The sequence below is a fragment of the Vibrio sp. CCB-PB317 genome (genome assembly GCF_022808245.1).
In the GTDB taxonomy this organism is placed as follows: domain Bacteria; phylum Pseudomonadota; class Gammaproteobacteria; order Enterobacterales; family Vibrionaceae; genus Vibrio; species Vibrio diabolicus.
The window spans coordinates 1,764,464-1,777,158 of the sequence record NZ_JALGNU010000001.1; the positions used below are offsets into that span (position 1 = coordinate 1,764,464).

A 12,695-nucleotide genomic window follows, 5' to 3' on the forward strand; every position below is an offset into this window, starting at 1 on the left:
GAGTTGTGATGTTAGATGTGGAAAGATTTCTTTATAATAACGGTCACATTAATTGACTGGAATTCCAGTGAAAATTTTACAAGTTAATCTTGGATAAACTATGAACGACGATTTTGAGAAAGATTTCAATCTTGGGGGGAGTGTAGAGCGAGCTTTGTCTGGCAACTACGAGCTTAAAGCTGGGGCTGTTTTCAATGAAGCTTGGCGAGCAACCATCCAGCACTTTTTATCCTTTTCTCCTGCTATTATTGTATTGCTTTTTGTCCAGTTAGGTATTTTCTATATCGCATTACAACTCCAGTTGGGTGATCTGACCGTTATTCTTGATGCATTTGAGAATCCAGAATCATTCACTAACGATATTGTGTCTTCTATTTATGTCGCGAACTTTAGTTATGAGGTGATCAGCGCCCCAATTTATGCAGGGATCAGCTTGATGGCCATGAGCCATATCGCGGGCTTAAAGACTAAATTGCGCCATGTAGGTAAAGGGCTGCAGTTTACTATTCCCGTGATCCTAGCAACGCTGATGAGCCTAATGCTGCAAGGCGTAGTTGGTATGATCTTCCCTCTACTGTCCCTGTATCTTTCTTTAGCGTTTAGTCACTCTATCTTGTTGATTTGTGAAAAAAGAGTGCCACCAATGCAGGCGCTATTGTTATCACTTCGCGCTATTAACAAGAAGATTTTTGTCGTCGCAGGGCTTTACTTAGGCGTGATGTTGATGTTTATTATCGCTGCGATGTTCTACGGTATTGGCTTGATTTTTGTGTTGCCATTCTTCTTTCATTTGAAAGGCATACTCTACCGCGAAATGTTTGGAATTAAGCTCAAGATCGTTGCAACACAGAAAAACGACAATGATCACGATGGTAACTCACAGGTGTTTGATGCCTAATTCTTTAAAATCAATAAGTTTACGAGTGGCGGCTACCTGTATAGCCGCCACTTTCATTTCTATTGGACCGTATTTACACTACGAGCAACAGTTTAAATATGTTGAGAATCCTGATGTGCTGTCCGGGACAATTAAGCATGTCGATTTGTCTCATTTGCCACACATTGGTGATATCCCTGACTTCAACGCAATAAAAGACACCAAAGAGAAAAAAGCGGCGTTTTTTGATTTTTTAAGGCCTAAAATAGCACTTGAGAATCAACGAATTCGCCATGAACGAGCGTTTCTTACTTCTTTAAAGGTGGGACAAATCACTCAAGAGCAAGAAGAGTACGCTCAGCGACTAGCGGCTCTGTATTCTTTGCCTTTGAGCGACAACAAAGTCGATCACGCGTGGTTGGGTGAAATGCTTGTGCGAGTGAATGTCTTACCAGAAGCGCTGGTTCTAACTCAAGCAGCAAATGAATCTGCGTGGGGCACTTCTCGTTTTGCCACTCAAGCTAACAACTTGTTCGGCCAATGGTGTTATAAAAAGGGTTGTGGAATTGTTCCTGCGCAACGTGGCGCAGGCAAAGCTCATGAAGTTGAAAAATTCGATTCTGTACAGCAGTCGGTTCATGGCTACTTTATGAATGTTAATCGAAACCCAGCGTATGCTGAACTACGTGAAATCAGAGCTTCTCTAGCCGAAAAGAACAAAGACCTGTTATCGGTCGCAACGGCGTCAGAGTTAACTCATGGATTGCTAGCATATTCTGAACGTGGCATTGCTTATGTACACGATCTTCGCGCTATGATTCGTCATAATAACGCCTACTGGACACAATAAAATAACGGATAAAATGAAAAAGTTAAGCCTAAGTCTATTGGGAAGTGCGGCGCTAATTCTTGTATCGCCAATAACCCAAGCTCAAGAGTACATGTTCACGTACTCGAAGTTATACACCCAACTCAAAAACAACAATAAAGAAGGGCATGACGACGTGAAAGTTGGTGTCTTCTTTGTGGATGCGAAAACTAAGCAAATTTGTACAATAGAAAAAGCTTGGATGGAAAAAGAAGAGCACTATGAAGAGTTTGTTATCCCTGCTTCACAAGAGTTGCCTCTGCCAGTCGATAAAAACTTAAAGTCAGCGAATCCGTTGGTTTTTGTCGATACTCCAAAAGATACTCGCTGCGATTACTCACTTGTCGTGATGGCCAAAGAACCATTACAGGGTAACGTTTCTTACGAGCAACTTAAGCCTCTTCTACCTCAAATGCAGACGATGCTGGAAGATTTAGGCGGTATGTTTGCGGGTTGGTTTACACCTGAAGTTCAAGGTGTGACGATGGAGTTTGCAAATCAACTGAATGATAAAGTGATTTTCTCAAACGGAACCGAAAAGCCAATTGTCAATGGCAAGATACAAGTCGCACTAAGTGAAATAGGGCAAGGTGGCACAATGACACTACCAGAACCGACGATGCGAGTGCTACCTTATCTGCCTAACGCAAAGAAGTGAACACTGAGAGTTTAGAAAGGGCTGCAATTGCGGCTCTTTTTTCATTTGTGACCGTAACTAAAGTATCTTTCACACTCTTTTCTTAAAGACTCAATAAGACAAGCATTTAATCCTGCGTAAAAAGCTCGTATAATCCACGCCCCAAAGAAACCCATGTTAGGAAGTCCTAGTCGATTTATCGGCGATGTGAGAGCCCGCAATGAACCAAATAGATACAAGAAAAGAAACCCTAGAATTCAACAAGCTTCAGAAACGCCTGAGAAGACATGTTGGAAATGCCATTACTGATTACAACATGATCGAAGAAGGCGATGTTGTGATGGCATGTATTAGCGGTGGTAAAGATTCATTCGCGATGCTTGATATCCTGTTGAATCTTCAGAAAGCTGCGCCAATCAAATTTGAAGTGGTTGCGGTAAACTTAGACCAAAAACAACCGGGCTTCCCTGAGCATATTCTGCCTGAGTATTTCGAAACACTGAATATCCCTTACTACATCGTAGATAAGGACACGTATTCAGTCGTAAAAGAGAAGGTGCCAGAAGGCAAAACCACTTGTGGTCTGTGTTCACGCCTACGACGTGGTACGTTGTATTCATTTGCAGAGAAGATTGGTGCAACTAAGCTTGCGCTAGGTCATCACATGGATGACATCGTCGAAACAATGTTCTTGAATATGTTCCACGGCTCTCGCCTTAAAGCGATGCCACCAAAGCTGCGCTCTGATGATGGTCGTAACGTGGTCATTCGTCCATTGACTTACTGTCGTGAAAAAGATCTGATCAAATACGCTGAACACAAGGATTTCCCAATTATTCCGTGTAACCTTTGTGGTTCTCAAGAGAACCTTCAGCGTCAATCTATAAAAGCAATGTTGATTGAATGGGATAAGAAGACGCCAGGGCGTGTGGAAGCGATTTTTAAATCAATTCAAAACGTAAGCCCAAGCCAACTAGCAGACCGCGAATTGTTCGACTTTGTTAACTTACCGCTAGACCGTGAAGGTAACCGCGAAGAGTATGAATTTAATGAGGCTGTCGTTTCTTCGACGAATATTGATGAATCAATGTTCATCGATGTTACGAACATCTAACGCGTAAAAAAGGAGGTCAATTAGACCTCCTTTTTTGTATTCAACGCTTTAACTGTCCCCAAACAAAAATCCCCCTTTATTAGGGGGATTTATTAGCGTCTGTTTGAAAGCGCTCATAAAGAGAGATTAGGTTGCTGTGTTTGGATCAAGAGGACTAATGTAGCCTTTTGGTTTTAGAGCCAATACATCGCAATTTATTTTATCGATCACGTGCTCAGCTGTATTACCAATAAAGACAGCAGAAAGCCCGGTTCGCCCTGTGGTGCCTAAAATAACCATTGCAGCATTCAAGCGCTCTGCTGCTGCTGGAATGACATCTTCAGGTAAGCCTTGCTCAACAATCGTTTGCTCTTCATCAAGGCTGTGTTTTTGGCGTAATGCTTTCATCGCAGTTAAGTGATGACCTCGAACGGCATCGGTATAAGTCGTTGGATCAAACTCAGGAAGTTCAATGGTAATGTTCGCCGGTGTAACGGGATACGCATTAACAAGGTATGGTTTGGCATCCAGTCGGGTGGTGACTTCTTTTAGTCGCTCGACCATGGCATCGTTGAGATCAATATGAGTTGGATTTTCAGAGCCTACGTGCACCGAGGCAAGAATGCTTGCTTGTTCTGGCCAATCTGCATTTTTAATCAGAAGTACTGGGATAGGGCATTTACGTAACAAGTGCCAATCGGTCGGAGTGAAAATCACAGATTCTAACACGTCGTGCTTACGTGTGCCTTTAATGACTAGGTCATGGCTGCCTGCATAGACCTCAGCGATAATTGCTTCGTAAGGACGGTTGTGCCAGACGACACATACATCAAAGTCGAAGCCATCGTTTAGATAAGGTTGAGCAATTTTACGCATCCACTGCTCACGTTGATGGATAACACCTCGACGCATAGCATCTCTTTCATCCACTGATAGCATTGACGTCATGTCATAAGAGAAATCGTAAATGGATAAAAAGAAAGTGATTCGGCTTCTAGATACACTTTTTTGAGCTAATTGAACAGCTCTTGCAAGTGCGGGCTGCTCATCATTATTGATGTCAGCTACAACAAGGATCTTACTGTATATACTCATAACTAAGCCCACTTCTATTGCAAAACCAGATACTGAATATAAATTAAATCAGTATTTTGGAGTACTCACCGTACATTTTTACTGTAGCTTAGTTTGGGTAACTTTTTGAGGACTTTCGAAAGGAATTTATGAGAAACATGATGTAGCTCATTTTCGAGCTACATCAATAATTGGGGTGTATTATTCTTTAGTTACACCAGCAAGTTCCATCAATGCATCGTGGTCTAAGATAGTGATATATTTACCTTTTACACTTAGGATCTCGGATTTCTGGAAACGACCCAACAAGCGACTGATTGTTTCCACTGTAAGACCAAGATAGTTACCAATATCACCACGAGTCATCGTTAAACGAAACTCTCTAGGGCTGAAGCCACGTTGAGAAAAACGAGTTGATAGGTTGTATAGGAAAGCCGCTAGACGTTCTTCTGCATTCTTTTTAGAAAGAAGCAAAATCATTTCCTGATCACCTTTAATTTCGTTACTCATCAAACGCATAATTTGCTGGCGAAGCTTAGGCATTTTACCTGATAGGTCGTCTAAAATTTCGTATGGGATTTCACATACCATCGACGTTTCAAGCGCTTGAGCAAAGCTAGGGTGGGAGTCACCTGTAATGGCATCGAAACCAACTAGGTCTCCGGCCAAGTGAAACGCTGTGATTTGCTCATCACCTTGCTCTGTGATCGTATAGCTCTTGATGGTACCAGAGCGGATAGCGTACAGAGATTTTAGCTCGTCACCAGCCTTAAAAAGCTCTTGTCCTTTTTGGATAGGCTTCTTACGTTCGATGATTTGGTCAAGCTGATCAAGTTCTGCCTCATTCAGAGTGAACGGGATACACAGCTGACTAATGCTACAATCTTGGCAATGAATGGCGCAACCGCCTGATTGGATACGCTTTGTTGCAGGTTTTTCAGAAATCATAACAACCTTTCACTATTTGATATACATCAATATTTTAGCATCGCTTAATCCTAAAGGGTAGCAAAAATGTCACCTCAATAGAGTTTAACGTTATATGAAACCGAGCAACTCCATGGCTCCTACAGCAGTGTACGAACCATACCCAATAAGGATTAATGCTGAAATATTTCTAAATATTAACGATTTTTGTAATTTCTGAAAATGGTTGGCACCATATCCAATAATCAGCATTGCCGGAAGTGTTCCGAGGCCAAACGCGAGCATAATAAGACCACCGTTTATTGCGCTGCCTGAAACCGCCGACCAAGTTAGCGCAGAATAAACCAAGCCGCATGGTAACCAGCCCCAAATGAAGCCAAATGGTAAAGCATGAAGAGGGTGCTTTAATGGCAACAAACGCTTACCAGCAGGTGAGATAAAGCGCCAAATGTGCTGTCCTAACTTTTCTATTAACAGTAAACCTTGCCACCATCTAGCAATATAAAGCGCAACCAGAATCATGAACAGTGCGGCAATCAGCCTTAACCAAGCAAGAGAATGCGTTAATCCACTTAGCTCAGATAAACCTGATATTGCTCCGCCTACTAATGCACCGATTACGGCATAGCTGCTCAATCGCCCTAGGTTGTAGAAGAGTGGAATAAGGGGGGAGCTTTTACTTGTAGAAGAGCCCATGGTAAGCAGAGACGCGATACCACCACACATTCCCATGCAATGACCGGCCCCGACGAGGCCGATCATCAAAGCACCAATAAAGTCAGGAGTCATAAAGGTTGCTATTTTTTATCACTATTAGATTTGTCTTCTTCATCAAGAAGAATGTTATGTCCTTGTCGTTCTAGATCTTCAAACTGATCACTTCTTACTGCCCAAAGAAAAACGGCAACAGCAACACAAACGAGAACGATAGCGATGGGAATCAATATATAAAGACTTTCCATGTTTGCTTTCTCTACTTATTTCTCTTTGAGCAGGCGCAAAGAGTTAGATACAACGATAATTGAGCTTGCAGACATGCCAACTACTGCAATGTAGGGAGCCACTAAACCAGCGACAGCTAAAGGCAAAATTAACAGGTTGTAACCCAAAGACCAAGCCAAGTTTTCTCGAATAATCTTTCTTGTACGCAGTGCAAGCAAACGTGCCTCTAGTAGCTTTTCGAGATTATCCCCAAGTAACGTCATATCAGCAGAAGCTTTAGCGACATCTGTACCACCGCCCATTGCAACTGAAAGATGAGCTCTGGCGAGAGTAGGTGCGTCATTGATGCCATCGCCAACCATCATAGTGATACTGTCTTCATCAAGACTCTTAAGATACGCGAGTTTGTCTTCTGGTTTTGCTGACGCAACGACATGATCGATACCAATTTCATTCGCTACAGGTCGAGCGTTTGAGAGAGAGTCACCTGTTAGCAGCGTTGTCTTAATTCCAGCGTCAGCAAAACGTTGAACAAAGGCTTTGCTTTCTTTTCGGATAGGGTCGCGGTAGTAAAAGCTAGCGACATGCTCGCCATCAACTGAAAGATAGACCGCATGGCTTTCATCGCTTTCCTTGCCTTGAACAAAAAACGCACTGCCTATCTTAACGATTTTGCCATTCCAGATCCCCTCAATCCCTGAACCAATCACGTTTTGCACTTCATACACAACAAAGTCGTCATTGGCGTAACTTGCAAAAGAGCGAGCGATAGGATGGTTTGCATGAGCTTCTAATGCTGCGGCTAGAGAGAGACAATCTTCTTTTGGAAGATCACTCAACACTTTTGTATCACAGATCTCAATATCGCCTTTCGTCAGAGTACCTGTTTTATCTACAACTAAGTGGTTGATCTTACATAGCGTCTCGAACACATGACCTTTACGAAGCAAAATGCCAAAGTTTCCCATACGAGAGGTAGCACAAGTTAGAGCAGTTGGAGTCGCAAGAGATAGGGCACATGGACAGGTGGCTACCAATACGGATAGCATGATCCAAAACGCATCATCTGGTTTTGTTTGATGCCAGTAAAACCAAGTACCAGCAGAAATAATAAGAATTGCTCCAACAAAGTAACGAGCAACAACGTCTGCAATTTCTGCGATTTTAGGTTTGGAGTGTTGAGCTTCATCTTGTAAGCGCACTATATTGGAAATCATTGAGTCGGCTTTGCAACTCATGACCTCTAGCTCAAATGACTCATCACCGTTTAGTGTTCCTGCATAAACCGCATCGCCTTCTCGTTTCACTACATGTACGGATTCACCCGTTAGCATGGATTCATCAATATGAATACGACCCGAAATAACTTTGCCGTCAGCTGGGATATGCTCACCAGGAAGGACGCGAATACGATCACCAACTTTTAGAGTTTTCACTGGTATTTGCTCGCCACCCAGCGTCGTGGCGATCGCTGGGATCAACTTTAATAGGTTACCACTCGCCGCTGCAGCTTTGCGACGCGCTCGCATCTCTAAAAATCGTCCAACCAATAGGAAGAAAGTGAACATTGAAATCGATTCGAAGAAGACTTCGCCCTGTTCTGTAACGGTTGCTATTAAGCTGGCTACATAGGCAAAAATAAGTGCAATCGAGACAGGCACATCCATACCGAGGGTTCGGCCTTTGATGCTTCGCCACGCATTTAAGTAAAACGGAAGAGCAGAGTAGAGTAGGACTGGCGTAGCAAAGATCAAACTTACCCAACGAAAGTAATTTTTAAACTCCGGTTCTAGGTCACCAAAAACTTCTAGGTACAATGCGACGGCTAGCATCATAACTTGCATGGTAGCTAAACCAGCAATACCTAATCTGTATAAGTATTGCTTCATCATTCGATGATAAGAGGCTTCTTGCTTATCAGCTTCAAATGGTGCGGCTTTATAACCCAATTTATGAATGACAGATAGGAGCTCACTTAATCGCACCTGAGTTTTGTCCCAGGCTAGTAATGCGCGGTTAGTGGTTGTATTCACGCGGATAGACACTAACCCAGCCGTATTAGAGACTTGCTTTTCGATTAACCACGCACAAGCTGCACATGAAACGCCTTCTAAAGAAAGAGTTACTTCAGAGACATTTTCACGATTTCGCACAAATTCTGATTGTACATCTTCATTATCATAATGAATTAAAGCTTGGAGTTGCTCTGGTACTAAATCTGCTTTTTCCGCAGGCGCAGTTCTATATTGATAGTAGGATACTAAGCCGCTGTCTACGATGGTTTGAGCAACCGTCTCGCAGCCAGGACAACACATCTTGCGGGATTCACCGAGTATATCAACTTTAAAATCCGTGTTGGCTGGTACATCTTCACCACAGTGATAACAGGATTCACACATATGCTTACTTCATTAACGGTGTTGACGAGGCAGGAAATTCAACTTTACCTTGGATCATCCATTGTTGGTCATGTGGTTGTAGTTCGATAAACCAAGGACCTTGAATAGATTCTTCTGCCGTTAGGCGGTAATTACCAGATGCATCCGCCGTTACGAGCTTTGTAAAGTCACGATCAGGAAGAGTACGATGAGTGAAAGTTGCCGTTAGAGCAGGGTAATGAGATAGCTTCCCTTTAGCGAAAACAATCACAACATTGTTATTTTTAGAGGAAATCTCAGCGTTAAGACCTAGGTCACGAGCGACATTCATTTTACTAATGTCGATGTTAATGCCTTTGCCTTTTTTATAGTAATCCTCGGCGACTAAAGAAACAGAGTTGTTCGAGAAAACGACCACAGTAATCACAGTCCAAACTACGACAGTAAGAGGAAGGATGATTAGGAACCACGGCCAAAATTGTTTATACCAAGGCTTTACCATAAAAAAGTTCTCAACAGCTAAATGAAAAAATGTAAGGCGTTAAATTTAAAGGAAAGACAGCCCCTATGAAAGGGGCTGTTATTGCTATGTTACTTAATATCTCAGTTACTTACTCTCTGAGTTACTTAAGCTCCAGACATAAGAGGCAACGAGCTGAACTTTATCTTCACCCAAAATGTCTTTCCACGCGGGCATTACACCTGAGCGGCCGTTCATTACGGTTTCGGTTACAGCTGCACGAGAGTCGCCAAATAGCCAATCTTGGTCTGTAAGATCAGGTGCACCGACTGCAGGGTTACCCTTACCATCAGTACCGTGACAAGCTGCACACACGACGAAACGTGCTTTACCTGCCGCTGCTTCACGAGCATTCACTTTACGACCAGATAGGCTAAGTGTGTAGCTTACAACTTCTTGCACACCTTGCTCACCAAGTGCATCTTTCCATGCTGGCATTTGACCAATACGGCCATGCATGATGGTTGTTACGATTGCAGCTGGTTCACCGCCGTATAGCCATGCATCATCAGTTAGGTTAGGGAAACCTTTCTGACCACGAGCATCAGAGCCGTGACATTGAGAACAGTTTTGCAAAAACAAACGTTGGCCAACTTTTAATGCTTCAGGATCTTGCGCAATTTCAGGAATTGGGCGTAGACCACTGTCATTGTGCGCGAGTTTACGGAATGCTTCGCCGAAGTATGCATCTGCGTCATCCAGTTCTTTTGCGTATTGGTTTAGTTGCTTGTTCTCTTGTGCTTTAGCGATGGCTTCTTTTGACTCTTCCAGTGAACGTACTGTTTGAGCAGAACTCTGCCAGTTTAAAAAGCCCTTGAAGCTACCTAGACCTGGGAATAGGGCAAGGTAAACTGCTGCAAACACAAATGTACTTACAAACAGATAAGTCCACCACTTTGGTAGAGGGTTGTTTAGCTCGCGAATACCATCGTACTCGTGGCCCATGTCTTCCCCTTCCTCGACGCCCATTTTATCTTTAGCGCACCAAGTTAGGAGAATCGCACAGCCTACCAGCGTACCGACAGTAATCACGATAATCCAGAGACTCCAGAATGTAGTCATTACTTCTTCACTCCTTGGTTATTTGGGGTCGTTTGTTCTTCGTCAGCAAACACCAAGTTGGCATCTTCTTCAAAGCGTGCTTTACGCTTTTTACTAAATGCCCACCATACGATGCCAATAAAACTAGCGAAGAGTACAACGGTATAAATACTATGAATTGTACCGAAATCCATATGATCCCCTTACTTCATTGCATGACCAAGAGACTGAAGGTAAGCGATGATTGCATCCATCTCTGTTTTACCTTCTACTTCTTTAGCCGAATTCGCGATCTCTTCATCAGTGTATGGAACGCCGAACTGATCACGAAATAGCTCAAGTTTCTTCTGAGTTAGCTTACCGTCTAAAACGTTTTCAGCTAGCCACGGGAAACCTGGCATGTTTGACTCAGGTACAAGCTCACGAGGATCTAACAGGTGAACACGGTGCCATTCGTCAGAATAACGACCACCAACACGAGCTAAATCCGGGCCTGTACGCTTAGAGCCCCAAAGGAATGGGTGTTCCCAAACACTCTCACCAGCAACAGAGTAGTGACCGTAACGTTCAGTCTCTGAGCGGAAAGGACGAACCATCTGGCTGTGACAAACGTTACAACCTTCACGGATGTAGATATCACGGCCTTCCATCTCCAAAGGAGTGTAAGCGCGCAGATTTTCTACAGGTTCAGTCGTTTGCTTTTGGAAAATCAGAGGAGTGATCTCTACAAGAGCACCCCAACTGATAGCAAACACGATAAAAATAGCCAACAAACCGACATTACGTTCTAAGATTTCATGGCGATTATTAGAATTATTACTCATTCTTAAATCTCCTTATGCCGGATGTGGGATAGCTTTTAGGCTTTCTTTAGGTGCACTTACCGTTTTGTACGTGTTGTATGCCATTAGGAACATACCAGATAGGAAGATAAATCCGCCTAGGAAACGTACAAAGTAGAACGGATAAGACGCTTCTACAGACTCAACAAAGCTGTAAGTTAGCGTACCGTCAGAGTTAACCGCGCGCCACATAAGACCTTGCATTACACCAGAGATCCACATCGCAACGATGTAAAGAACGGTACCGATTGTTGCTAGCCAGAAATGCACATTAACTAGACCAACAGAGTACATACGCTCTTGGCCAAATAGGCGGGGTACCAAGTGATATACAGAGCCGATAGAAACCATCGCAACCCAACCTAACGCACCAGAGTGAACGTGACCAATGGTCCAGTCTGTGTAGTGAGAAAGTGCGTTAACCGTCTTAATCGACATCATCGGGCCTTCAAAGGTAGACATACCGTAGAACGACAGTGAAACGATTAGGAAACGTAGGATAGGGTCATAACGAAGCTTATGCCATGCACCAGATAACGTCATAATACCGTTGATCATACCACCCCAAGAAGGAGCAAATAGAACCAGCGACATAACCATACCTAGAGACTGAGTCCAGTCTGGTAGCGCTGTATAATGAAGGTGGTGAGGGCCTGCCCAAATATATAGAGAAATAAGTGCCCAGAAGTGAACGATAGATAGACGGTAAGAATAAACAGGACGTTCAGCTTGTTTAGGAACGAAGTAGTACATCATACCTAGGAAACCAGCGGTCAGTAGGAAACCTACCGCATTGTGTCCATACCACCACTGAACCATCGCATCCACTGCGCCCGAGTAAATCGAGTAAGATTTACCGAGTGACACAGGAATAGCCATGCTGTTCACGATGTGAAGTACTGCTACTGTGATAATAAAGGCACCGAAGAACCAGTTTGCCACATATATGTGTGACGTGTTTCGTTTCACCAGTGTGCCGAAGAACACCACCGCATATGATACCCATACTAGCGCAATTGCGATATCAATAGGCCATTCTAGCTCAGCATACTCTTTACCCGATGTTAAACCGAGAGGCAAAGTAATGGCTGCTGCCAGGATGATTGCTTGCCAACCCCAAAAGGTGAAGGCAACGAGTGGGCCACCAAAAAGACGTGTTTGACATGTGCGCTGTACAACATAATAAGACGTTGCGAACAGAGCACTGGTACCAAACGCAAAAATTACCGCATTAGTATGCAGTGGACGTAAGCGACTGTACGTCAACCACGGCGTATCAAAGTTTAGCTGTGGCCAAACTAATTGAGCGGCAATCAAAACACCAACAGCCATACCAACTATGCCCCATAAAATGGTCACAAGGGTAAATTGGCGAACGACTGTATAGTTGTAGTTTTGTTCAAGCTGCTTTACTTGGCTCATTTGCATGCTTCCAATTTCTAATTAACTACACTTTTACTTCCAACACGACTTGCGTCGTAACACCACCCAAGTAA

The 12,695-nt window shown here is 43.4% G+C and carries 14 protein-coding genes; 4 read left to right on the forward strand and 10 right to left on the reverse strand.

The annotated features are described in order from the left end of the window. Positions 1 to 100: 100 nt before the first annotated feature. The 4 genes from MTR11_RS08105 (at position 101) to ttcA (ending at position 3,496) form a co-directional block, all read left to right on the forward strand. Entirely contained in the window at positions 101 to 898 is a 798-nt protein-coding gene (locus MTR11_RS08105; protein WP_005396476.1) for a hypothetical protein, read from the forward strand. Beyond that, entirely contained in the window at positions 891 to 1,727 is an 837-nt protein-coding gene (locus MTR11_RS08110; protein ID WP_031780554.1) for a glucosaminidase domain-containing protein, read from the forward strand. The genes MTR11_RS08105 and MTR11_RS08110 overlap by 8 nt, the downstream gene beginning before the upstream one ends. A gap of 13 nt (positions 1,728 to 1,740) precedes the next feature. Beyond that, entirely contained in the window at positions 1,741 to 2,403 is a 663-nt protein-coding gene (locus tag MTR11_RS08115) for a DUF2987 domain-containing protein (protein WP_074190133.1), read from the forward strand. 199 nt (positions 2,404 to 2,602) lie between these two features. Further along, a complete protein-coding gene (gene ttcA, locus MTR11_RS08120) occupies positions 2,603 to 3,496 on the forward strand; it encodes a tRNA 2-thiocytidine(32) synthetase TtcA (protein ID WP_005377502.1) in 894 nt (297 codons plus the stop codon). Between the two features lie 126 nt (positions 3,497 to 3,622). Here ttcA and uspE read toward each other — a convergent pair whose 3' ends face one another. The 10 genes from uspE to ccoN form a co-directional block, all read right to left on the reverse strand. Then, complete coding sequence (gene uspE, locus MTR11_RS08125; RefSeq protein ID WP_243327271.1) at positions 3,623 to 4,570, reverse strand: universal stress protein UspE; 948 nt, start codon at positions 4,568 to 4,570, stop codon at positions 3,623 to 3,625. A gap of 180 nt (positions 4,571 to 4,750) precedes the next feature. Continuing rightward, positions 4,751 to 5,497, reverse strand: a complete 747-nt coding sequence (locus MTR11_RS08130) for an FNR family transcription factor (RefSeq protein ID WP_005377497.1) — start codon at positions 5,495 to 5,497, stop codon at positions 4,751 to 4,753. Between the two features lie 90 nt (positions 5,498 to 5,587). Then, on the reverse strand, positions 5,588 to 6,265 hold the full coding sequence (locus tag MTR11_RS08135; protein ID WP_006742590.1) for a sulfite exporter TauE/SafE family protein: 678 nt from the start codon (positions 6,263 to 6,265) through the stop codon (positions 5,588 to 5,590). Between the two features lie 8 nt (positions 6,266 to 6,273). Further along, a complete protein-coding gene (gene ccoS / locus MTR11_RS08140) occupies positions 6,274 to 6,438 on the reverse strand; it encodes a cbb3-type cytochrome oxidase assembly protein CcoS (RefSeq protein ID WP_012841826.1) in 165 nt (54 codons plus the stop codon). Positions 6,439 to 6,453: 15 nt separating this feature from the next. Next, positions 6,454 to 8,817 carry a heavy metal translocating P-type ATPase gene (locus tag MTR11_RS08145; protein WP_243327272.1) on the reverse strand — a complete coding sequence of 788 codons (2,364 nt, stop codon included), beginning with the start codon at positions 8,815 to 8,817 and terminating at the stop codon, positions 6,454 to 6,456. Positions 8,818 to 8,821: 4 nt separating this feature from the next. Further along, the gene (locus MTR11_RS08150) at positions 8,822 to 9,298 is read right to left on the reverse strand and encodes a FixH family protein (protein WP_243327273.1); all 477 of its coding nucleotides are present in this window, start codon (positions 9,296 to 9,298) and stop codon (positions 8,822 to 8,824) included. Between the two features lie 105 nt (positions 9,299 to 9,403). Beyond that, positions 9,404 to 10,378 (reverse strand): cytochrome-c oxidase, cbb3-type subunit III, encoded by a 975-nt coding sequence (gene ccoP / locus MTR11_RS08155; RefSeq protein ID WP_005396485.1) that lies wholly within the window; start codon positions 10,376 to 10,378, stop codon positions 9,404 to 9,406. Then, a complete protein-coding gene (locus MTR11_RS08160; protein ID WP_005396487.1) occupies positions 10,378 to 10,551 on the reverse strand; it encodes a cbb3-type cytochrome oxidase subunit 3 in 174 nt (57 codons plus the stop codon). The genes ccoP and MTR11_RS08160 overlap by 1 nt, the downstream gene beginning before the upstream one ends. Positions 10,552 to 10,560: 9 nt before the next feature. Beyond that, on the reverse strand, positions 10,561 to 11,181 hold the full coding sequence (ccoO, locus tag MTR11_RS08165) for a cytochrome-c oxidase, cbb3-type subunit II (RefSeq protein WP_005377475.1): 621 nt from the start codon (positions 11,179 to 11,181) through the stop codon (positions 10,561 to 10,563). Positions 11,182 to 11,193: 12 nt separating this feature from the next. Further along, a complete protein-coding gene (gene ccoN, locus MTR11_RS08170) occupies positions 11,194 to 12,621 on the reverse strand; it encodes a cytochrome-c oxidase, cbb3-type subunit I (RefSeq protein ID WP_005396488.1) in 1,428 nt (475 codons plus the stop codon). Positions 12,622 to 12,695: the final 74 nt, after the last annotated feature.